The organism is Pseudanabaena cinerea FACHB-1277, from assembly GCF_014696345.1.
Lineage (GTDB): Bacteria > Cyanobacteriota > Cyanobacteriia > Pseudanabaenales > Pseudanabaenaceae > Pseudanabaena > Pseudanabaena cinerea.
This window is the reverse complement of sequence record NZ_JACJPY010000002.1, coordinates 1-24,284: the sequence shown is the minus strand read 5'-3', so window position 1 is coordinate 24,284 and position 24,284 is coordinate 1. Positions and strand designations below refer to the sequence as shown.

Here is a 24,284-nt window from a genome sequence, read left to right as displayed (position 1 = left end):
GTTCTTATGAACAAGGTTTATACATGAACTAAGTTCATATATAAATAGTTTTGTAACTACCTAAATCAAAACAAATAAAAATTTGATCGATCATTTTTTAAATTCAGTGGTAACTTTATCATGTGAAATGTGAGGCTTAGGATATGGCTTTTTCTGGAAACTATTGGGCAGTTCGGTGTGTGACTTTTGGCGCGATGGGTGCGATCGCCATGGGGATAACGTTAGAGAGTACTTATGGCGAGACTTTATCACCTAAGCAGGCAGAGCCAAAGCAACTAAATCATAAAGATGACGACCCATGCAAGGGTAATCGACCCTTGAATAGACCGCAATTTCCACTCAGGACAACCTCAAGCGTCCTCCAAGAGAAACTGCGGAAACTCGAAAAAGATTTTTTCAGAACCCCCAGCCCCAAAACCTGTCAAGCCGAGCTTCAGAAACTTACTGACGCAGTTACCGAAACGTATGTAAATAACGGCTATATAAACTCCTTTGCAACTCTAGATGATACTGTCGATCCTCCTGAAATCAAAATTAATGAGGGCGAACTCGAAAAACTGGGTGCAGATACTACTATCGAAGGACTGCAAAATGTAAGTCGAGATTACGTATTGCCACGTATTCAGCAATATATCACTAGCCCTTTCAATGCAAGTAGACTAGAAGAAGGGCTAGTAATTATGAATCGCGATCCTAATTTTAAGGAATTTAGAGGAACGATCTCAACTAGCAAAGATTCTAGTAGAAAGCCTGAACTAGTGCTGGATGTTAAAGAGCGTAATCAATTTCAAGGATTTGTGAGTTTTGACAACGAGTCGCCAGTATCCGTTGGTTCTGAGCGAATTGGGGCAGGACTGTCTGTAAGTAATTTAACGAATTTTGGCGATCAACTAGCCTTTTCCTATTATCGTTCTACCAGCAATGGACTTAACCAATACGATATTAGCTATTCGATCCCTGTCAACCATCAGGATGGGCGCTTATCATTTCGGGTCGCTCCCAACAATTTTCGGATAACGCAATCTGACTTTGCTGCCCTTGGTATTCGTGGTGCAGGAACTTTGTATGAAGTAAACTTTAGACAGCCCATTGCGCGATCGCGGGTTGATGAATTTGCATTATCTCTGGGTTATGCCTATCAAACGGGTCAAACATTTTTATTCAACGACTTGCAGACTCCTTTTGGGATTGGGCCCGAATCCGATGGTTCAACCCGTACAGGGGTAATCAAGTTTGGACAGGAATATACCCTCAGAGAGCCTAACAATAGCGCTTGGTCTTTTCGCTCTCAGTTCAATTTGGGTACAGGGCTAGGAATATTCAATGTCAGCAGTAACAAAGTTAATAACCCTAATGCTCCCACGAGCCATTTCCTGAGTTGGAGCGGTCAAATTCAGAGACTGCAAGGGTTAGGACGAAATGTGTTTTTACTAGCATCTTTGGATACCCAATTAGCCTCCGATCCGTTACTGTCATCGCAGCAGTTTGCTATTGGCGGCGCACAGTCTGTAAGAGGATTTCGCCAAAATGTTAGGGTTGGCGATAATGGTTTCAGGCTATCCCTAGAAAATCGTTGGGTACTGCTCCGTGACGAGATCGATGAATCGTCAAAACTGCAATTTGGTCCATTTGTCGATCTTGGCGCTATTTGGAATCATCCTCGCAACCCCAATCAGTTACCACAGCAAAACTTTATTGCAGGGGGCGGATTAGTTGCAATCCTAGAGCCTCTTAAGGGACTAACCATGCGCTTAGATTATGCTATTCCTTTCTTGCGACTATCAGACAAAACCAACAATCTCCAAGATTCATCCCTATACTTCAACATGAAGTATCAGTTTTAGCGAACCTAGGCTAGAGGTTACAAAAAATGTAACCATTGGTAATAGTTAACGAGATATGAGTATAATAATTTCATAGGTGAAGATGATTTAATTAAGTGCTTTATTTATAAGTACTTTTGCCAAAAGTTAAATCTTAGTTCGATTATCTACGCATATGTATACAAATATATTCTGGTTGCTATACTGAATGATTGCAAGGACAGAATAGTGGTCTAGCTAGAGTCAAGTTTTTAGGTCGAAATTTTCATCAAGAATAAGAACTAATCTATTAGTCATCAATATTTATAACATTTATGAATAAAAAGCCTGAATTAGATAACCAAGAAGCAAGAACAAACATAGATGAGGGGGCTAAAGCGGCGAGTACGTCATCTAGAGGCTTGGGGAGTAAAAAGTTGGGAGATCGCACTCCTAAAACCACAACCCCAGAAGTTGCAACTCCACCTACTGAACATGATGATCGTAGACAACCCAAACCAGAAGGATCTCAAGTAAACACACAGAATAGTAGCAATTCTTCTGCTACTGCTCCATCAACTCCACCCCAGTCTATGATCTGGGTTTTGCCTGTTTTGTTGCTTGTAATTGCAACCAGTGGAGGAGGGTTTTATCTATACTTACAAAATCAGCAGCAACAGTCTGTTAAACCAACCCCTACAGATTCCCCTAGTGGTACATCAAGTATTCGGATAATTGAACTGAGTGCAGATGAACTAAATGGACTTAACAAGTCTGGACTAGAATCACGATTCAAAAAGATTGAGGCAGAATTAAACAAGTTGCAACAGTCTAAGAAAAATCCTAGTAATGACAGCCAACGTATTGCTGAAATTGATCGTGCGATATCAGCCTATGAAAATCAGAAAATAGAGATTAACAGGGCGATCGCCAACATCAATGCCGCCAACATTGACGACAAAGACAAACTTCAGCAGATCAAAAATTCCTTAATTGCCTATGACAACATCGAAAAGCTGAAAAGCATTGACTGCAATCAAAAGACTCAAGTAACAAAGGTGTTTGATGACGCGATCGCTAGATTGAAGCGATTTGCTCCTAGTTCACCCATATACACTGAAGCACAGGACTTGACTAATAACTATACAAAAGTTAGAAGTGATTTCCCTAATCAATGCAAGAAGGCACAAACATCCCCAGCGACGACAACACCAGTCAATCCAACTGATACTAGCGTTGATACGCCACCAATACAGGGCGCTCCTCCACAGCCTCCTGTGAATGAAGTCGTGAGAGACTTACCACCTGATGTTACGGTGAAAAACTCTGAGAAAATCGCCCCCCAATCGCAGCAATTTCAGAATGATGATGTGCCAGATTTACCATCTGATGTCAAGGTACGCGAGTCGGGGAAAATAACTCCCTAAATCCCCCCCCTAAATCAACTATTTAACAAATAATTATTGCAAATCTATCGTGAATGTTTACAAAACTATCGGGGATTCTATTGGATTTGGTTGGCTCATCTTGCTTGTCGGCATTAATGGTCTAAATCAGGCTCAAGCAACTGAAGTAAAATATGCACAGGTGAGAGCTTTTGAGGATTTTAGTAGCCTCATTGCTATGGTTACGCAGACGCATCTAGAAAATATTGCCAAGACAGTAACTGTCAAGGTTATTGCCGCTCCACTTGATTGGGGTTCTGGCGTATTAGTTAATGTCAAAGATCAGACCTATACTGTCATAACCAATGATCATGTTATTGAACCTGGGCAAGCAATTACTATAGTTACGCCTGACCAAGTGAGGCATAAAGGAATCTTAATAGAGTCTTTGAGTTCTAAAGGTAGCGATATAGCGGTACTTCAATTTCAAAGTAAGAATACTTATAAGACAGTTGCTATGGGCAGCTATCAATCTATAGGAGAGGGCGATTTTACCTTTGCGGCGGGCTTCCCTTTAGAGGTTGCTAATAGTAACAGACCCTATGGATTTAAAATAACATCGGGGAATATAAGTCTGAAACTAGACAAGCCGCTTACGCAAGCCTATCAAATGGGATATACCAACGACATTGAGAGGGGTATGAGCGGTGGACCTGTTTTAGACATAAACGGTAGTCTTGTGGCGATTAATGGACGAAGCCGTTGGGCGCTTGTGCCACAAAGGTTTCAGGACAAGACTATGCCTTGTTTACCTATACGCAATATCATTAGTAGTTCATCTTGGGCTATTCCCATTAGCGTTGTAATTAGTCAATCGCAAAAGTTAACTCCCTTAAATTTAAATTATTACGCTCCAACCTCAAAGACTCTGTTGCTGGGTATTCCTTCAGTATTGGAGCCAAATAATATTAAATATATATTCCCTAATATAGCAACATTTCAATTCAAGAAACCTTTAAAAGTGAGGGCAGATATAGCTAAACAATGTAAGCCTAGTTCATAAAGTTCATAAAGTTCATAAGATAGCTATTTCTAGCACCAAACAATATAACTTACTTGTAACTTTTATGTGTTTACTCTAGCTAAAATATGGGTATAATTTATATGTCAAAGATTTTAATCAATGACTTATCTAACCGCAAACAGATAGGTAAAAATTTGAGAATTAATAAAATGCCAAAAGTAAAATTACTGAAACTGACTATCTTCTCCTTTGCGTTGATTTCTTTCTTTGGTAGTGCTTTCAGTACTGCCTCTGCCCAAAGCAAAATCAAGGAAAACGAGAGTGGCTCACATTCATTTGCTTGCTACCGTAACCCTAAGACAGGTCTACCTACTACTTTTGCTATTCGCAATGGAGATGAAGGCAGGGTCGGTGTTCCTGTTATTCAATGGAAATCCACCTACTTTGGAGAATATTCTCCAGAGTCTAGATGCAAAATTGTATCCGAGAGAATGCAAAACTTGGGTACTACTCGATTAAGTTATATTACCAACTCATGGCTGAATGGCCAACCCGTAATCTGTGCTGCGGCTGATATGTCCTCAAGCGAGAAGCGTTGTATTAATTCTCGTTTGATTTTCACTTTGGAAAGTAATGACGATGCCAATAAGGTCTTGAAAGATTTTGAGAACGTAATGGCAGGAAATGCTAAGGGTGCAATTACTCGTACTGTGCCTCCAACCGTTGGCGGAAAGTTCTATGTAAACATGGCAAGATTAGTTCGCGATGGTAAGCGTGTAACGCTAGGCGATCGCCTATAAATTGAATTCATGGTAAATCATACCTCTAGTAAATGAGACCCCTAAATATTTAGGGGTCTCATTTGCTTATTATTGAGAAATAATCAGTAAGATCAACAGGGCAACCGCACAATTCCCTTAACGTAAAAAGACATATTTTTTAGCACGTGAAATATCAAGAGCAGCGATGACACTAATAATATCTAAACCCGAAATTGTGCCTTTTAATCATGCTGTACTGCCCAATATTAGTTGGCAAACCTATCAAGCTATGCTTGCCGATATGGGCGATCGCCGCTCAATCCGTTTAAGTTACGATCATGGAGTTTTAGAAATAAAAATGCCCTTGGGATTGCATGAAACTGTAAACTACATTCTCGAAAGAATGATTGTGGCATTGACAGAAGAGCTAAATTTAGGCATTCGCGGATTTGGTTCTACCACATTAAGCCGCGCAGACTTGGCTGTAGGTGTAGAGCCAGATTGTTGTTTTTATATTCAAAATAGCGATCGCATGAATGGACGTGACATTGACCTTGCCAATGATCCCCCGCCAGATTTAGTCGTTGAAGTTGATATTACAAGCCCTAGCAAGCGGAGATTTCCCATTTACCGAGATCTGGGTGTGCCTGAAATATGGAGATATAGTAGTTCAAGGATTTGCATCTATCAACTGCAAGCCAATGAATATTTGGAATGTGAATTTAGTCTTGCATTTCCAATGGTTTCTGGCGCGATTCTAAATCAATTTTTAGGGCAGTTAGCAGCCAATGATGATAACAAATTAATCCGTGAGTTTAGGGCATGGATAAGGCAACAGAGTGGCATTATAACCAATTGCCAATCAGGATAAAGGAAGACCAGAAATAGGGATGTTGAATGGATATATTGCTCTCTGTGCCTTTGGCGAGCGATATAGGTGGCAAATTAGGAATGCCGATAATCTTGCCATCTTTAATCGTCACGCCGCCGCTAATCATTCCGATCTGTGACCTTTGTAGGGCGATCGCCTTAGTAATATTTTCTGGGAAACTATTATAGAACTGAATCATCAAAGGCGCAGTGCCTGTATCCGATACTTCCCATAGAGAAGCGAGGACACTCTTTGCACCCGAACTGACCGCTAGACCGCCCAAGCCCAAATTTTGACCAACGGCAGTTTGGCAAGCGCTGAGGGTGAGCATTTCAATCAAGGGGTTATCAAAGCGTAGTTTGGGAATGCGATCGATGGATAGGCGCTCATTCCAAAATTGAATAAATGCACCCTTAGAATCATCACTGAGAAATTGGGCATGGGTGGCGAGGTGCAGCACCCCATAGTTGCCCTGTCGCCGCTTCTCTTGCAGATTGTCAACCGTAAATTCTTGATCGAAATAAGAATTTCCTTTTAACACTTGAGAACTAATGGTGCTGACCTCAATTCTCACTCCAGGCAATGCCGAAAAGCCTTGCACTGATTCGGTTAAGCCCATCGCCAAAACATTATTGAGAGTGCGATCGCGTTTTTCTAATCGCGTAGCACGGAGATAGGGCAGGTTAGCAAGAGCATATTCTTCGATTAAGAACCTTTTGCCATCATGGAGCGCCGCAACAGGAATTACCCTCAAGCCGCCATCCATCACAAATACTAAGGTTGGTGGTAGTTGTGTTGCTGCTTGGGGATTTGGCTTTGGTGCGGATTGTTTAGGGTTGGCTTGCAGGTCAGACTTTTGATATTGCTCTTGCAGTGCTTGCAGGCGATCTCGGTAGGGGCGGACAAGCCAGTTGTAGAGTTGTTGAGACTGCTCCATATAGTCTTCGGAGCCAGTATCGCGGATATTATTGGCAAAGTCCATAATTACAGGCATAATTGCGCTCTGCTTAGCATCGGCGACAAACTCACGGAAGGGTTTGCTCATGCCCTTGGGCGGAATAATCAATAGCTCTAGGCGATCGCCCATGATGATCGGGTAAACTGCCGTGGTCACACTGCCAGAAAGCTTTGAGACATCATCAAGTTCCTGTTGCAGTTGCTCAATATTTTTAACTTGCAAAGTCAGGGTTTCGCCCAAATAGTTCTCATAGGCGGAGATATAGGCACTCTCGATCGCATCAAATGCACCGCCATAGTCACCAATTTCCAAAGCCCGACCTGCGCGATCACGGTCAACGTCACTAGTATCAACTGTCGGTCTAGAGCGATCACGGGGAACTTCGCTCCTACTCTCTTTGATTCCAGAAAACTCAATTACGGGGACTGTAGCTATTGGTGTGGTGGAAGGTATTCCCCCTGGAGTGACGGTGAGATTGCCTTGGACAAAGGAGCCAGCAGGATTAGGAATAGCGATCGCGCCAATCACCAAGCCCCCAACATTAATCGTGCCGAAGGTTCCATTGGTAATTGCGCCACCCACTAAGAAGGCATTGAGATTAAAGGGGGAGGTAATCCCATGTTGAATGGAGACAGTGCCTGTGCCATTGGTACAAATAGTTGCACCTATACAAATACCAAGGCTATCAATTAGCTGCCCTGTACCTAAAACATTGCCACCTGTGGAGACAATATTCACATTGCCACCACTTGCGCCTAGGGTCGTATTACCTGTCGCGTCAATGGTGGTAAAAGTCACATTCCCAATCGGGTCAAGGGTGACATTACCGCCACCGCCCTGTGAACTGCTGCTGCTAACCCTGCCCACATCTATTTGGGTACGCGCATCAATCAAGATATTGCCGCCTTGGGTTGTGCCATTACTCAAAAGGTTGCCCGTAGCGATCGCGCCTGTATTACTGGTAAAAGCGATATTACCGCCAGTGCCATTGGTAGAACTGGTGCTGACCGTTCCCGATCGCGTATCGATGGAACCATTGGTGCTAGTGAGTGTCACCGTGCCGCCATTACCAACGCTGAATACGCCTGTAGTTAAGCTAAATATGGAAGGAACCCCTGCAAAGGAGACCACCCCTGTGGAGGTGATATTGCCATTGGCTTGAATATTAACCGTGCCACCATTACCATTGCCGTTTGCACGTCTTGCGCTAATTCCTGTAAATGCGATCGATCCTGTATCACTAGTTAAGGATACCGATCCTACGTTACCGACTGAGCTTGAGAGATTAGGAGCATTGAGATCTCCTGTCAAAATATTCCCTGCTGACTTAATCGTGAGAGCGCCGCCACTGCCAGTTTGAGACGCATCAATTCCCGTTTGGATAAATCCTAAACTTAAATCAACATTTCCGCCTGTGCTGGTAATGGCAATGTTAGTGCGATCGCCTTGAGCAAAGATGGATCGAGTCACAATATTTTGTAAGGCTGTGAGGGCAATATTGTTATTGCTGCCCGTACTCGCAAGATCGTTGAGGCTAGTGTTAATACCGCCACTGTTGCTTTGAATGGTGATACTGCCATTATTGCCATTGGTAAATATGCCCCTAGTGGTGATATTGCCGCTTGCGATGAGGTTAATCGTGCCGCCAGTGCCAGTGCCTAGGGTGCTAGTTGTTAAGTCGCCTGCGGTGCTGTCGATCGCCCCTGATCTACTTTCCAATTTAACCGAACCGCCATTAATAGCCCTCGAAAATACGCCTGATGTGGTGATGTTATTTAGGGCTGTAAAGGCGATCGCGCCGCCCCCTGCATCGACATCGCCAAGACTGGTATTAATTGCGCCATTGCTGCTAGTGAAGGTGATAGAGTTTGGTGTACCAGTGCCGCCTGTCGTGACAAACGAAGCTACGGCAGGATTTGGCGTTGTACCAGCACCAGTAATAATGTTTCCAAAGGCTCTAAAGTTGATACTGCCAGATATACCCGCAGTAGTAGCTGTGCTTATAAGACCTGAACTAACATCGATCGCCCCTGCATCACTGGTTAAAGAAATGTTACCGCCATTACCTGCACCAGCGAAAGAGGCGATCGCATAACCGAATCGATTAATAATCGTACTGTCAGTGGTTTGAATATTATTTAATGCTTGGATCGTCACATCCCCAGCTTTGCTATTGGGCGATTGCGTGACGATGCTACTAACAGTTACGCTACCCTTACTAGCAGTGACCGTGACATTTCCCGATGGAAGAACGCTAGATGTTGCCGTATTCAGTCTGCCTGTGGTGACATTGGCATTAGTGCTAGTGACGATAATATCTTTACCTGCGTTGATCACATCGCTAATATTGACATTTTGACTGGCGATAAATGTAATTGTGTCGCTGCCATTGGTGGCAACGGGAGTCAATGCGATGATACTTCCCTGTGAGATCTGTCCAGTGGTATCAAAATCAACATCACCAAATCCATCGGCTTGAAAAGTCGTCTTCTGTAAGAAAGTGGGAATAGACGATACGATCCTAATCTCTGCACCATAATCACCACCGATAATTAAAGAACCCAATCCCCCTGCCTGGACATTAATCAGGTCATTTTGGGTAAGCGTAAATGTACCTGCGACATTATTAGTTCCTCCCAGTTGAATATTCACCCCAGGGCTACTAGGAGCAAGGGTGAGGGCATTAATACCCGATACATTACTACCAAAGTCAATTTCATTGGCGCTGAGTTTGAGGTTACGACCGCCGCCACTGAGAGTAGAATTAAAAGCGATCGTACCTTGATTAGCACCAAAATCAGAGGCAGTTAGGATCGCGGTTCCTGTCAGCACCACAGGACTATTGAAGGTAATCGTAGTTCCATTAATTTCTCCTGCTAATTGCACTTCACTAGCACTCTGCTGTTGGAAGATAGGCGATTCAATCAGAGTATTAGCATCAGTGAATTTCAAAATCCCTGTATTCGTAATATCTACTTTTTCAGCAAGTAAACGCTGACTCAATGTGACATTTCGCGCATTTCTAATTTCAAAGTTAGAGGGCTGAACGCTAGTTTCTCCCAGGAGGATGTCACTATTTGGGGAGTCAATAATCAAGTCACCGCCGATCAATAAAGATGCGGTGCGAAGGTCAATCGTACTACCCGCGATCGCCCCTCCCGCCAAAATAGTAAAACCAGCATTTGGTAAGGTGCTGCCACTCTCAATGGTAATATTACCGCCTTGCCCTGAGAGGCTATTGGCTTGGATATTTGTAAGTCCATTAATACCACTACTAAGAGCCGTCTTAACGCTAATATCGCCTGCTTTGCCATTTTGGGTATTGCTGTTAATTTGTTTAATTGCGATATCTCTAGCCGCCGTCAAGCTGACATTTCCCGAACCTGTGCTAATGCCCTGTGACGTGGCAAGGATGGTATTACCTGTGATGCTGCCAGTGGTAGCGGCGATCGTGACATTGCCGCCAGTGCCATCACTGCCATCGGTTTTAATATCGCGGAATAGAACACTATTGGCAGCTTTGAAAGTGACGGCTCCTGCATTTCTGGCAGTGGTAATTACATCTAGCAAGCCTGAGCCTGTGATATTACCATTTTGACTTGTGATGCTAATTGGCTGAGAATCCCTTCCGCCTAATACTCTTCCATCGAAGGTAATGCCACCATTAGCAAAGATATCGCCTACTGCGGTGAGAGAGATTAAGCCTGATGTACCTGTGGTGCTAGATACATCTAAATCACCATTGAGCGTGAGGCTACCGCCACTATTGAGAATAATATTACCTGCGTTTGTGGTGATTAAGTTGGTTTGGATTTTGTTAACTGTGAGATTACCTGTGGTGGTAAATGAGATACTATTTGCAGCGATCGCTTGATTCGCCAAAATACTACCCGCATTAATCGTTAGCGTTCCTAAACCTGTATTTGCGCCGATATTACCAAGGTTAATCGCTCCATTGCCTGAATCGAGAGTTAGATTTTGCGTACCGTTGATATTGGCATTTTGGAGATTGATCGCTCCGCCCGTAGGTGTGCCTGTGGTAAGGAGCTTAGTCGCATTAGTTAAAGAGAGGTTGCCAGCGATCGTGATGTTGCCGCTAATTCCATTTCTGGCAGTCGTACAAATATTAGAGCCAACACAAGGATCAAGATTAACTCCAAGTAAATTGCTAGGAATCAAACCTGTAGTAGAAATGGCAACATTACCATTAGTAGCAGTCAGTGAGACATTGCTGCCTTGAGTGCCACCTATACCAAGAATGTAACCAGTAGTAATATTATTCAAAGCTCTTAGGGTTACATCACTGGCTGTAACCAGTGAACTAGTGACAATATTGCCATTGGTAATACTGCCACTGGTACTAGTGACATCAATTTTGCCAGCATTACCTGTACCCAAGTTCGCCGCAATCAAATCTCCTGTAGCCGAAATATTTCCACCTGCGGTAAAGGTGATATTTCCTGCATTGCCAGTAACAGTATTGCTATTGATCGAAGTGCCAATTACAGCATCGGTATTAATTGTCGTTCCTGCTTGAAAAGTAACATTCCCTGCTTGACTACCACCAAATGAACTACCGATCACACTAGTATTAATCCCTGTAGTTCCTAAAGCCGTAATCGAGCCACCACTTTTGAGTAATACTTCGCCAGCCTTGCCGCCTGATGTACTGCGAGTGGAAATCGAGCCAAGCGTACCAATGGTGATATCTCCCCCCGCATCAACCGTGACGTTACCGCCGTTAATTACAGTTGCGCCAACTAGATCAGCAGCTTGCAAAGCACTAGCTTGAATATTCCCTAATGCTCTTAAAGTGATATTACCTGCGTTGCCAGTACCAGTTCCCGCAACACTAGAGAGAAGCGTTGATGGATTCGCGTTAATCGCACCTGTCACGTTAATATCGATATTGCCGCCCCCAGTGGATGAGGTGGTATTAATTGTGGTTACATTGCTGAAGTTAAAGCCCGTAGCCGTAAAATTTGCGCCATTGGTGACAATAGAAATATTTGTACCCGTTGATTGAATGGAACCTGTACCAGTGGCGGTTGCGCCGTTATTTGCGAGTAAAGCGATGCTTCCGCGATTAGTTGTAATATTCTCATTGACATTAATATTATTGCCAGCCTGAGCCGTGAAACTAATTCCTAAGCCAGTAATATTGATAGGCTGATCGATGTTGATATTATTGGTAGCTTGCAGAACTACATTACTGAGAGCATTATTGATTAAGCCTACATTCAAGGTGTTTACCGTACCGTTAGGATCGGCAAAATTATCCACATCAGTCAAAGCTGCAAAAAAGCCACCACCTGCGACTAAGGTAATATCTGTAGGATCAAGAAGCAGAGTCCCTAGGTTGCCATTTGGCGCTAAGGTACTGACAGCACCGCCATAGTCAAGATTTCTTTTACCAGAAACTTCCACAAACCCACCATCGCCTGAAACATTGCCAGCATTAGCAACAATTAAGCCAAAAAAGCGAGTGGAAAGATCGCCCCAAACAATCACCAATCCCCCATCACCACTTTCCAAAGCACTCACATCCACAACAGACTTACGGTCAAAATAAGTAAATTCTGCATTAGGAACACTGCCATTTCCTTGCAAATCGCCACCGATTAAAACCTTACCGCCATTAATTCCCGTTGTGCTAATTTGCGAATTAACAATCGCCACGCGATCGCCAAATACGCCAACATTACCGCCATTAGCATTGGCAGAACTGGTATTAATAGTTCCTGAAATAACTGTAGTACCATTGGTGATGGGTAATTGGTCATTGGTGGGAGTCGTCACGATCGCTAATGTGCCGTCGGGCTTCACAACTACGCGATCGCCTTGTTCTACTTTACCCGTCAGCAACTCTGCTAACTTCGGTAAAGATGCAATTTCACCATTCCAATCGGTCGGCACTGCATTTTTTGCCACACTTAACCCCAGCACCAAGTCGGGCGATCGCAAATTCACCACCGATCCACCCGTTACCGCAGTCACAGCCACATTACCACCAGGCGCAGTCAATATTCCTGAGTTAATCACCGATCCCGCCGTGAAGGTAATACTTTTACCCGCATCAACCGTGAGATTGCCCTGATTGATAATTGCCGCAGGTTGAGAAATACCAAACTTAATATTTTTGGGATCGCCACTAGGGAATTCTAAGTTTGCTTTATCGGCGCTGAAGGAGCGATCGCCAGCAAAACCCAAACTCGTACCCGTATTCACATGAAAAGACCCACCAATATCTAATCTGGCATCTTTGCCAAAGACAACACCATTGGGGTTCATTAGATAGAGATTGGCATTAGGGAAAGCAGTGCGGCTCTCAATGGTTCCTAAGACTTGGGAAGGATTATCGCCTGTGACGCGATTGAGAATATTATTAATTTTGCCGCCATCAACCGTGGAATTACCAGTCCCAAAAGTTACGCCAGATTGCGGGACATTAAATTGATCGAAACTGTGGTACAAATTGCCGCCACTGACCGTGCCAGATCCCACTGGGGCGATCACGTTGCCATTCACCTCTGTGGCAGTGCTGCGATCGAGGGTGATTTGCGCCCAAGCTGATTGCTCACCATTGACCAGAATCAAGCCAAAATGACCAACTAAACAAGAAGTTAATAGCGAGGTAAACAGGGTTCTAGTCGATTTGGACATAAATGAAGCCTCTTGACAGTTCAGTAAACAGTATGGGGGGGTGCCTTGATTGGCTAGCAGCAAGAGATTCATCATCTACGTTCTGCGTAACATGAAAGTCATAAATTACGGGCTAAGATCTGAAACCTGTTTCAACGGATTGATCATCATCTGGCTCGATACCCAAAGCACGTAAGCGATCGGCAAGACGACTAGCTCGCTGCTCAGCAGACGTAGCTCGCTGCTCGGCAGAAGTAGCTCGCTGCTCGGCAGAAGTAGCTCGCTGCTCGGCAGAAGTAGCTCGCTGCTCTAGCTCCACTGAACTCAAAAAACGCTGACCATTCGGACGATACAACATCAACTCTTTTCCAGCTTGCCACACAAAACGCACCTGAAGTAAAGGACTCACCCATGCAGACTGCATTTCAATAGGAACAAACCTATCGCCAATGCGTTGCCATCCTGACAGTACAAGATCGTCAGGATCATAAACGTAATATTCCTCAATCCCATAGGTTTCATAGAAATTAAACTTGTCTTCTAAAGACTCTAATCCACGCCTATCCTTATTGCTGGGCGACAAAATCTCAAAGGCAACCTGTGGTGCAATATTATTTTCCATCCATTGCTTATATGATCCCCTGCGTCCCTTGGGTCTTCCAAATACGACCATCACATCAGGAGCCATGCGCTTTGGGGTATAGCGCACAGGATACCAGAGTAAATCTCCTGCAACAAATACATTAGGCTCATTGGCAAAGATGATCTCTAAATTTTCCTTGAGCATCACAATCCAGCGATACTGCTCAGTATTGTCAGACATAGGATTACCGTCACTATCGGGATAGTCGATTTCGTGGATTTCTGGCGCGATCGCTTTAGAAGTTAAAGATTGCAGCGTCATGGATTTACCCTCACAAAAACCTGCGTGTGACTGACACATTCTACACCCCATTCCCGATCGCACAGCGCTTTGCACTGTAACAGCTTGTAACTTTTTCCTTTCTACTTTTTCCTTCTTCCTTTCTACTTGTCTCCCTCATAGTCAAATCTGCCACCTTCTCAAAATCCAACTCAGCGTTTGTTTGACAATTTTTGTTTGGTAATTGTTGTAAGATCTAACTACTAGATCAAGAAATGGCTAGGTCATTTCTCGATTTGACCAACCTTACACCAACCTTATACCAACCTTACTAGGTGTAACTCTTAATTTACAAGATAATTTACAAGAGTGTTGTCGCTTTCGTAGATGGGTGTCAAAGTAAACAGAAGTGGAGAAAAAGCATGGCGATCGCCTCGGTCAATCCGCTAACGGGTGAAGTTTTGAAAACCTTTGCACCCCTCACCGATGAACAGATTGAGGGGCGGTTAGCCCTTGCCGATCGCAGCTTTGCGACATATAGGCATACCAGTTTTAGCGATCGCGCCCATTGGATGCATCAAGCCGCCGCGATTTTAGAAACGCGCAAGACGGAATTGGCGATCATTATGACCCTAGAAATGGGAAAAACCCTCAAAAGTGCGATCGCTGAGGTGGAAAAATGCGCCCATCTTTGTCGGTTTTATGCCGAAAATGCGCCTATATTTTTAGCGGATACGATCGCCCAAACCGATGCTAGTCGCACAATTATTCGCTATCAACCCTTGGGCATTATTTTGGCGGTGATGCCTTGGAACTTTCCCTTTTGGCAGGTATTTCGCTTTGCTGTACCGAGTTTGATGGCGGGGAATGTGGGACTGCTGAAGCACGCTTCTAATGTGCCGCAATGTGCCTTAGTGATCGCCGAAATTTTCCACACCGCAGGTTTTCCCGAAGGCGCATTTCAAACCTTGTTGATCGGCGCGGAGCGGGTGGCAGGTTTACTGGCAGATCGGCGGATTAAGGCGGCAACCTTGACGGGCAGTGAAGCCGCAGGGCAGAGTTTGGCAGCGATCGCTGGGCATCATCTCAAAAAGGTGGTCTTGGAGCTAGGCGGTAGCGATCCCTTTATTGTTCTCAAAAGTGCGGATCTCGAACAGGCTGTCAATACTGCTGTCACCGCGAGAGTGATGAATAATGGGCAAACCTGTATCGCCGCTAAACGCTTTATTTTGGAAGCGGCGATCGCCGATCAATTCCTAGAAAAATTTGTGGCAAAGTTCAAAGCATTGAAAATTGGCGACCCTATGCAGCCTGAAACCGATGTGGGGCCATTAGCAACACCGCAAATTTTGCAAGAATTGGAAACTCTGGTCAAGGAAACCGCCGACATGGGTGCAAAAGTCCTCTGTGGCGGCTATCGCCATCAGCCCAATGGCTTTCAAACAGGTAATTTCTACGCGCCCACAATTTTGACAGACATACCTTTGGGTGCGCCGCCCTACTATGCCGAATTTTTTGGTCCTGTGGCTGCGGTATTTCGCGTAGAAAATCTGGATGCGGCGATCGCCTTGGCAAACAGCACGGACTTTGGCTTAGGTGCGAGTATTTGGACTAATGATGCTCAAGAGATCGAACAGGCGATCGCGCAACTCGAAGCAGGAGCAGTCTTTGTCAATGGTATGGTCAAGTCTGACCCCCGCGTTCCCTTTGGTGGCATCAAGCGATCGGGCTTTGGGCGCGAGCTTGGGGTCGAAGGGATTCGGGAATTTGTGAACATTAAAACTATTTGGATTAAATAAACATTCTGACGATCGCACTAATTACTGTTCCTGTTTCCCATTCAATTTTATAGATTTGATGGCGCAGGAGATCGCGCTGAGATAGAGAAATATTTGTGCGCTTGGCTCGATCGCACATACAAGTTATTTAATTTGTTGAAGTTCTGATGCTTTTTCTATTTGCTGGTCAAGGTGCAATTATTTTGGCAATGCGGCGCAAAATTTGTAATACAGTCGGAAGATGATTGTCTGGGGGTGAAATAGAAAATAGAGAAGATGGAGCATATTGTGGTGGTTCGGTAGGTGAATTGGGATGATTTAGTTTTAAAAAGCGATATTCGCCGCCATTAGTGATTAAACCGAAAGTAGGTTTGGTTGAGTTGGGGCTTGCTAACATATAGGCTAGGGCTTGGGGCAGTGCTTTGTGTAAGGAGAAGCTGCTACTTTTGGACTCGATGACTAGTACCCACAGACTTTGTTGGATTACGAGAATATCAATGCGTCCTCGATAGATGGTTTCACCGTCATTGGTGGTGATTTCGATGGATTCTTCATCAGCGATCGCAAATTGGGAGCTATAAAATCCTGCAAGATCGAGTAATGGGGATAAAATCGCCATTTTGATGATATTTTCTGAAACCACCGATCGCCGATTAATGCGGTCATAAAGTTCGGTAATCCGTTGCAAGTCTTCGGGATCGCTTTCTGTCAGATTTGGTAAATCCTGTTGCCATTCTAAAAAGAAGTTGCGATCGTCGCTACGTTGTAAAAGAAAGTCTTGCTCTAGTTTTTCAAGGCTTGTTTCTTCAGAGATTCGGAGAAGTTGAACCATAATTTTAATTTTCCTATGATATGAATTGATGGATCTCTGGATCGTTGGTGTAGTCGTCAACGGCAAGTAAGGCGGCGATTTTGAGTTGTTGGTTGATTTGGGTGCGGGTGGGGTTTGTTTGAGTTAGCAGTCCTTGTAAAAGTATTTTTGCTATTTGGAAGCAGTCTTCTTGAGAGAGTTTGGGAATGGTTTGAAGGATTTCTGTAGTTGTAATCATGTGTTTTTCTCCTATTGTATCAAGGCTTGAAAGCGTGGATCGTGGCGGATATTGTCAAAATCCGAGTCGGTCTTTGCCATTTCTCTATTCTCATCAGGATTAAGTTGAATTGCTTTTTGCAGATTCTCTAAGGCAAGTTCGATCGCATTTATCAGAGAATAAGCACAGGCTTTGTTGTACCATGCTTCGTATTTGTCAGGTTTGATTTGGAGGGCGCGGTCATAGGAAGCGATTGCTTCTTCGTATCTTCTTAACTCACCTAGCACAATACCTCTGTTGTACCATGCTTCGTGGTAGTCAGGTTTGATTTGCAAGGCTTGCTCAAAAGATGCCATCGCTTCTTCGTCTCTTCCTAAATTACCTAGCGCACTGCCTCGGTTATTCCATGCTTCGTGGTAGTCAGGTTTGATTTGTAAGGCTCGGTCAAAAGATGCTATTGCTTCTTCGTCTCTTCCTAAATTACCTAGCGCACTGCCTCGGTTATTCCATACTTTGTGATAGTCAGGTTTGATTTGCAAGGCTTGGTCATAGTAGGAAATCGCTTCTTCATATCTTCCTAAATCGGATAAAGAATTACCACGCATGTTAAATGATTCGTGTTTGTGAGGACTGAATTGCGATGCTTGGTCATAGGAGAAAATCGATTCTTCGTCTCTACCTAAATAAGATAGTGCAAAGCCTCGATTGTGCCATGCTTTGTAGAAGTCAGACTGTATTTGAAGTACCTTGTCATAGGCAGATATAGATTCTTCGTATCTTCCTAAATTAAATAGTGCATTGCCTCGGTTGTAACATGCTTCATAGTCTTCAGGATTGATTTGCAAGACTTGATTATAGGAGGTGATTGCTTCTTCGTTTCTTCCTAAATCAGATAAAGCATTACCTCGGTACATCCATGTGTAGTCGTCTTCAGGTTTGATTTGTAAAGCTTGGTCATAGGAAGTGATTGCTTCTTCGTATTCCTTTGCAGATGCATGGATTAATCCTTTCTCAGCCCAAAGTTCTGATATTTGTGTGGAATCCGCACTTTCATCAATGTAGGATTTAATTTGACACAGCTTGGTAATGCGTTGCTCATTCGTTAATTGCTCATACTCATCAAAACTTCCACCTGAAACTAAACGCAAAGATTCTTGATCAACCAGAGACTTTTCAGTGGGGAAGTCGTAGATATTTGATCGCCAATCGAAGAAGTCGGGGGCGCGGCGAATGAAATAGCGCAGGGCAAACTCTGGTAAAAGGAAGACAATACAAAATTTAAAATTGTCACGAAAGCGTTCGCGACTGAGATTGAGATGACCTAAAACACGGGGGACATTCTGCCATGTGCCGCCATATTGCAAACTGCGGCTTCTAAGATTAATATCATGGACTTCCCGATCTTCGTAGGCAAATATCGACTGCTCGATCCCTTTGATAAAGAGAATATTCAGATGCTCCAGATCATCTAAAGCGGCAATACGGTCATAGAGATTATCAATGGATTCGTTTAATTCCAATACTTGAATATTTTTATCTTTTAAATCATTACCAATATCAGTAATAATTTGTTCGCCCTGAATTGGAGAACAACGTACAAACAACAACGCAAAGCCGTCAGTACGCCTAAGCGATCGCACTAGCGATTGATATGCTTCATCAGCATCTAACGGTAAATCTTGCTCCCAATCAATCGCTTCTGACTTCATCATTTTTCACTGCTGTTCAGTTTTATCTTGACGTAAATTTTCTACCGCATCCTTAAACTGCTGAATACTCTTAATCAAGGGATGCACATCATACCAAGGCTGAAGTTCTCCATCATCATCAAAGTAGACATAATGCAACACACAACGATTGAACAACAATTTACGGTAATCCTCAGCATTATCGATTTGTTTGTCATGAGACACCTTGGCCAGAAGTTGCCATTCCTCTTGCTCCACCGTGCGGCGAAATGTATCCCTTGCTTGCGTAATACTACGCTGGATCGCTCTATCTGTAATGGGCAAAGCGTCAATGTAATCAATCGCCGATCGTACTAATAGCATCAAATTCCGCACATGACCACCACTCATTAAACAGAGTCTCTGCAAGCCTTCTTTACTGGCAAAAATATCAGGGACTAAACTAATCTCAGGTCGCTGAATCCGCTTCGTAATAATTTCGATAATTTTAGCAGTCCCCACCTCATCGGTTTCCCCTTCAGGGGTCTGTACCATCACCATCGGCAAAATCTGCGGATCGCCATAAATATCGCGCAGATCAGAAGCCCGACTCGAATAAACCATCGAAATCGGAATTGTGTAAATCACATGGCAATTTAACCCCTGCAACTGTTGCGCTCTATCCAAAAAAATCTCATCATAGTTTGTGTGCCCATGTTCTTTCTGAATTAGCGAAATACGGTCAAGATTATCCGCGATCGCCACTAAATGAGTTTTGTCCTTAGGTAGTTTCTGCTTCGCATCCTCAATAAATTCATTCAGGGCATTGAGCAACGTAATCGTATGGGGATTTACCTTGTCACGAATCTTTTGTCGTTCCGAAGGAATTGCCCGAATACTGGCTGTTAACTTGGCAAATTGCGTGATTTGCGCTTCAATACTCAAATTATCAAAGCTAATTTCTGTTAGTGCCAAATCCTTAAGATCGTTCCAGCGATCGCCCAACCATCCCAAAATCGGCTTAGGGTCAGCATCTTTCAGTCCTTCCAATAAATGCCTTGTGCAAGACAGCAAAATATCCGTATATTCCGCATCTTCAGGATCGATATCATCCTCGTCCGCCGCAAAATAAACCACCACACAGCCATTTTTTTCTAAATGATCCTTTAGCCGTAAAAGTTCTGTCGATTTACCACCGCCCCGATGCCCTGTGTATAGCTGACAAACCATGCGCTGCGATCGCAACAACTTATTCCCCAAGTCCACCAAAATATTCGTATCGCCCCGCACCTCTGCACAGTCCACATAGGCAGGATCACCCGCAGGCAATGGCTCAAACGGATCAAAGGAGTTATAAATCTGAGTCAGCAGATCTTGGGACATGGGGATTAGATCGTGAGGTGTTTTGACAGCATTATAGGTTAATACCAAAATAAGGAAATGGCGTAGCCATTACTTTATTTAAAAACCCATACTGGGTTTGGTTTTCAATCCATCAGTATATTTACAGAAAAAGTCGAAGATCTTGGTTAATTGATGTAGATCTTCGACTTTTTTGGTTGTGAGCAGAAACAATTGATAAATTTACCGAATTAGCTATCTTTATGCTTCTTCAGTAACTTCAACAGTTTCAACGGCAGCTTCTTCCGCAACTACTTCTTCCTCAGCGATCGCTTCGGGTTTGGGTTTAGTGGGTTTAGGTCCACGCATGAGCGCCAAATTTACAGGAGCTTTCACCTCTTCCTTACGGGAATCACGCTTACCTCTTTTTTCCCGCGACTCTTTGCCTCCACTGCGGTCAGAGCGCCTATTGTCGGATTCTTTGGCTTGATTGCCGTCATTGTCTTCAGGTTTAGGCTGACGGTCTGCCTTTTTTATAGGACGCTCTACCATACTAATTTTTGATCGATTTCTAGATTTTGCTGATGTCTTTGTTATCGTAGCTTGTTTGCGGTATTTATAGCGCTTTGCGCTCGAACCCAACATCAGTTCGGCGGGCTTCGCCCACCGAACCGATCTATTCTAAGCACTGTAAGCGCTAATCAAATTCACGAGGGTGCGAACAGCAAAACCAGTGCCACCAGCATTGTTGTAACCTGACTCGCGATCGCTCCAAACGGGACCTGCCACATCAAGATGCGCCCAAGCGGGGGTTTTGTCGATAAATTGTTGCAAAAATAATGCGCCCGTGATTGCACCACCTGCGCGGGAACCCGTATTTTTAAAATCTGCCACCACGGATTTAAGTTGATCGAAGTAGGGCTTTTCAAGGGGCATCCGCCAGAATTTTTCACCAGAATTTTTCGCCGCCTCAGAGATCGCCTCTGCCCAAGCATCATCATTTGCCCACATCCCGCCAATATCTTCACCCAAAGCCACCACACAAGCACCCGTGAGGGTTGCCAGATCGACGATCGCCTCCACACCCAGTTTGTCGGCATAGACGAGGGCATCGGCTAGGGTTAAGCGTCCTTCGGCATCTGTGTTATTAACCTCAATGGTTTTGCCATTGGAGGCGGTCAAAATATCCCCTGGGTGCATGGCGCGACCGCTAACCATATTTTCACAGGCAGCAACGATGAAGTGAACTTCGATATCCTTTGGTTGCAGGTGGGCGATCGCCTTCGCTGCCCCCAACGCAGCCGCCGAACCACCCATATCGGTTTTCATTAGTTCAATACTGCTACCTGCACCCGTTTTTAAATTCAGCCCACCCGAATCAAAGGTTAAGCCCTTACCCACGATCGCCAGTTTGTGTTTGGGTATGCCATGACTATAGGTGAGGTGAATAAACTTAGGCGGCAGTTCTGAAGCTTGGGCAACCCCCAAAAATGCGCCCATGCCCAGAGCCTCGCAATCCGCCTTTTCTAAAATTTTGGCGGTAAAATATTCTGACTCGGCGGCGATCGCCTGCGCTGTGTCCGCTAAGGTAATCGGCGTAACCACATTGGCAGGGGCAGATACTAACTCTCTCGCTAAGATTACGCCATCAATAATTTGCTTAGCTTTGGCGATCGCTGGTGTTGCTAGATTGGGATCAGTTTCTAAAATTTCCACCTGTGTTAACAGTAAAGGCTGCTTATCCTTGGATTTAAAACGTTTATCCTGATGGGTTGCTAATAGGATACCTTCTACGATCGCCTGACTTGTGACCGCCACATCTTGGTTGTAATTAGGAAAAGCGAGGGCTAAGCTTTTGATCTTTTCCCTATGCGCCCATTTAGCCGCGATCGCCGCAGCCCTGCGCCAATCATCGGCACTGGCTTTGGCAGGCTCCCCCAAACCAATCAAAATCACCTTACGCACCGCAAAATCAATCCCCACTCGACCGCTCACACTAGCACCGCGATCGCCCGTAAATTCACCTTCAGTCACCAGATCGCTGATTGTGCAGCCCAAGACCTGCATATCGAGTTTTTTGAGAGCATCACTTAATTCAAAACCTTTGGTGGCAGTTTCAGAGGCAGTTTCAGAAGCAATTTCAGGAGATGCCGCATCTTTGGGCGATTTAGGATTTGCAAACACCGCGATCGCCAGCGCGTCGCCCTTCCAAGTTAGAGAATTTGTGAGAGATGCAATAATATTCATATGGTATTCACTAAAAGCGCTACAGGTGTTTAAAATTCCAAAGACTGAGTGTATATTAAAATTCCCAAATTTTGTATAACTACATCATGTTAAAGTGTTATATGAAAATAAAGGTTCAACCAATTGCACGATGATTGTGATGTAGTGGCTATCGGAAGATGCACTAATTGAATTACGTTATAAGCTATTGATAAATCTGAGGAGTGACAGACTAAATTTATGCGAATATCTTCGAGTTGGTTGACATTTGGTGCGAGTTTGTCGCTTCTGATTCCAGCTTGGACAGCCAATGCTCAAGAATTACCAATAGCTTTTAATCCTGATTTTAATCTCGAACTTAATCCTGTGAGTGAGGTGGTGCTAGAGCCTGACACCACCGTAGTTAAGCCACCAGTTGTCATTAGCTCCTCTACTGAGCCTGCGCGGATCGATCCCAATGCCACAGTCACGAACTCAGGCAAGCTTGATCCCGCCCAGACCTTAGTTGTACCCACCACGCCTAGCCAAGTTAAGCTAGAGCGTTCTAACCCCGTCACCCTTGAGGAGTTACTGAACTTAGTTGAGAAGAATAATTCCGATGTGATTCAGGCAAGGATTGCCGTAGAGCGAGCGAGAGCAGTACTGCAAGAATCAGAAGCAGGGCGATCGCCCACTGTGTCAGGTTCATTGCAATATAGCTACAACGACTCTGCCCAAACCCGCCTCAGCAACAACAACAACAATCTATCCAACAACACCATTAGCAACCCCCTATCTGGCACATTAGGCATTAATTACAATATTTTTGATTCGGGGGTAAATGACAATTCGATCCGTGCCTCTGAAAACAATTTGCGGATTGCCGAATCAGAACTAAGTCGGGCGAAACAAGCAGTACGCCTCAGCATCGTTACAGCCTATTACAATTTGCAAAATACCGATGAAACGATTCGGATTCGGCTAAAAGCAGTAGAAAATTCGCAAAAAAGCCTTGAGGATACCAAATCGAGGGAAAGGGCAGGGGTTGGCACTAAATTTGACGTTTTGCAATCGGAAGTGCAACTTGCCAATGCCAAGCAAGAACTACTCAATGCGGAAGCGGCTCAGTTAGTGGCAAGGCGAGAGTTAGCACGTCAGATTAACTATCCCGCGACTTTAGAAATCACCGCCGCCGATAAGATTGCCCCTGTGTCTGAGTGGAAACTGCCCATAGAGGAGACTATTCTCTTAGCGGTCAGAAATCGTGCTGAACTGGATATCCGTAAGCTAGAGCGTGAGGTTGCCCGCGATCGCGCTAGTACTGCGCTCGCCAGATTAGGTCCACAGGTAAGTGTATTTGCCAATTTTAATACTGCCTCCGAATTTAGTAGTGGTGGTGGTATTGGTACGGGCTATCAGTTAGGGGCAAGGCTAGACTGGAGTCTCTATGATGGGGGCAGAGCATCGGCACAGGTGAACCAATTCAAAGCCGACCAAGCCCTTGCAGAAGTGAGATTTGAGCAGGCAGCCCGCCAAGCTCGTTATGATGTGGAAGAGGCGTACATCAATCAGCGATCGCGCTTTCAACAGATCGAAACCGCCGCGATCGCCGTCAAGCAGGCAGAAGAGGCATTGCGACTTGCCCGTTTGCGCCTTGATGCTGGTGTCGGCACACAGCTAGAGGTGATCACCGCCGAGTCTGACCTCACCCGCGCTGATGTCAACCGAGTCCAAGCAATCATTGGTTATAACCAATCTCGCGCTAATCTAGAACGTGCCGTTAGTGGTTTGTAATCTCTAGATAAGCCCTTCCCAATATCAAAATAGACATTAAAAGCCAAGATCCAACGTTGTGGCGCTTTGCGCCACAACGTTGGATCTTTTTTACTTTTGAAAACTTACAGCGATTTTAGAAAACGGGGTAGTGCTAAATAGGTAAGGATGGGCGGCGCGAAGCGCC

The 24,284-nt window shown here is 44.4% G+C and carries 16 protein-coding genes; 7 read left to right on the top strand and 9 right to left on the bottom strand.

From position 1 onward, the window contains the following. The first annotated feature begins 143 nt into the window (after positions 1-143). The 5 genes from H6F44_RS00935 to H6F44_RS00915 all read left to right on the top strand — a co-directional run bounded on the left by H6F44_RS00935 (position 144) and on the right by H6F44_RS00915 (position 5,843). Positions 144-1,844, top strand: a complete 1,701-nt coding sequence (locus tag H6F44_RS00935) for a ShlB/FhaC/HecB family hemolysin secretion/activation protein (RefSeq protein WP_242016381.1) — start codon at positions 144-146, stop codon at positions 1,842-1,844. Between the two features lie 293 nt (positions 1,845-2,137). Continuing rightward, on the top strand, positions 2,138-3,229 hold the full coding sequence (locus H6F44_RS00930; RefSeq protein ID WP_190349041.1) for a hypothetical protein: 1,092 nt from the start codon (positions 2,138-2,140) through the stop codon (positions 3,227-3,229). Between the two features lie 49 nt (positions 3,230-3,278). After that, positions 3,279-4,250: a S1 family peptidase gene (locus H6F44_RS00925; RefSeq protein WP_190349040.1), complete on the top strand. Its 972-nt coding sequence runs from the start codon at positions 3,279-3,281 to the stop codon at positions 4,248-4,250. Between the two features lie 170 nt (positions 4,251-4,420). Next, positions 4,421-5,011, top strand: coding sequence for a COP23 domain-containing protein (locus tag H6F44_RS00920; protein ID WP_190349039.1), 591 nt, complete (start codon positions 4,421-4,423; stop codon positions 5,009-5,011). A 166-nt stretch (positions 5,012-5,177) separates the two neighbouring features. Then, positions 5,178-5,843 carry a Uma2 family endonuclease gene (locus H6F44_RS00915; RefSeq protein ID WP_190349038.1) on the top strand — a complete coding sequence of 222 codons (666 nt, stop codon included), beginning with the start codon at positions 5,178-5,180 and terminating at the stop codon, positions 5,841-5,843. Here H6F44_RS00915 and H6F44_RS00910 read toward each other — a convergent pair. Next, the gene (locus H6F44_RS00910; protein WP_190349037.1) at positions 5,818-13,464 is read right to left on the bottom strand and encodes a CHAT domain-containing protein; all 7,647 of its coding nucleotides are present in this window, start codon (positions 13,462-13,464) and stop codon (positions 5,818-5,820) included. The two genes, H6F44_RS00915 and H6F44_RS00910, sit on opposite strands and share 26 nt — an antisense overlap. A gap of 112 nt (positions 13,465-13,576) precedes the next feature. Next, on the bottom strand, positions 13,577-14,347 hold the full coding sequence (locus H6F44_RS00905) for a Uma2 family endonuclease (protein WP_190349036.1): 771 nt from the start codon (positions 14,345-14,347) through the stop codon (positions 13,577-13,579). 380 nt (positions 14,348-14,727) lie between these two features. On the opposite strand from H6F44_RS00905, the gene H6F44_RS00900 reads away from it, so the two are divergent. Then, on the top strand, positions 14,728-16,104 hold the full coding sequence (locus H6F44_RS00900; protein WP_190349035.1) for an NAD-dependent succinate-semialdehyde dehydrogenase: 1,377 nt from the start codon (positions 14,728-14,730) through the stop codon (positions 16,102-16,104). Here H6F44_RS00900 and H6F44_RS23455 read toward each other — a convergent pair. From H6F44_RS23455 to H6F44_RS00870, 7 genes are all read right to left on the bottom strand, one after another. Continuing rightward, positions 16,097-16,222 (bottom strand): hypothetical protein, encoded by a 126-nt coding sequence (locus H6F44_RS23455; protein WP_277874091.1) that lies wholly within the window; start codon positions 16,220-16,222, stop codon positions 16,097-16,099. The two genes, H6F44_RS00900 and H6F44_RS23455, sit on opposite strands and share 8 nt — an antisense overlap. Before the next feature lie 48 nt (positions 16,223-16,270). Continuing rightward, a complete protein-coding gene (locus tag H6F44_RS00895) occupies positions 16,271-16,915 on the bottom strand; it encodes a type I restriction endonuclease (protein ID WP_190349034.1) in 645 nt (214 codons plus the stop codon). A gap of 13 nt (positions 16,916-16,928) precedes the next feature. Beyond that, the gene (locus tag H6F44_RS00890; RefSeq protein ID WP_190349033.1) at positions 16,929-17,132 is read right to left on the bottom strand and encodes a hypothetical protein; all 204 of its coding nucleotides are present in this window, start codon (positions 17,130-17,132) and stop codon (positions 16,929-16,931) included. Between the two features lie 11 nt (positions 17,133-17,143). Beyond that, a complete protein-coding gene (locus tag H6F44_RS00885) occupies positions 17,144-18,820 on the bottom strand; it encodes a tetratricopeptide repeat protein (RefSeq protein ID WP_190349032.1) in 1,677 nt (558 codons plus the stop codon). Positions 18,821-18,826: 6 nt separating this feature from the next. Further along, positions 18,827-20,161 (bottom strand): AAA family ATPase, encoded by a 1,335-nt coding sequence (locus H6F44_RS00880; RefSeq protein WP_199301931.1) that lies wholly within the window; start codon positions 20,159-20,161, stop codon positions 18,827-18,829. Positions 20,162-20,380: 219 nt separating this feature from the next. Beyond that, positions 20,381-20,671 (bottom strand): hypothetical protein, encoded by a 291-nt coding sequence (locus tag H6F44_RS00875; RefSeq protein ID WP_190349031.1) that lies wholly within the window; start codon positions 20,669-20,671, stop codon positions 20,381-20,383. 129 nt (positions 20,672-20,800) lie between these two features. Next, on the bottom strand, positions 20,801-22,366 hold the full coding sequence (locus H6F44_RS00870; RefSeq protein ID WP_190349030.1) for a leucyl aminopeptidase: 1,566 nt from the start codon (positions 22,364-22,366) through the stop codon (positions 20,801-20,803). A 219-nt stretch (positions 22,367-22,585) separates the two neighbouring features. On the opposite strand from H6F44_RS00870, the gene H6F44_RS00865 reads away from it, so the two are divergent. After that, positions 22,586-24,118, top strand: coding sequence for a TolC family protein (locus H6F44_RS00865; RefSeq protein WP_190349029.1), 1,533 nt, complete (start codon positions 22,586-22,588; stop codon positions 24,116-24,118). The last annotated feature ends 166 nt before the right edge of the window (positions 24,119-24,284 follow it).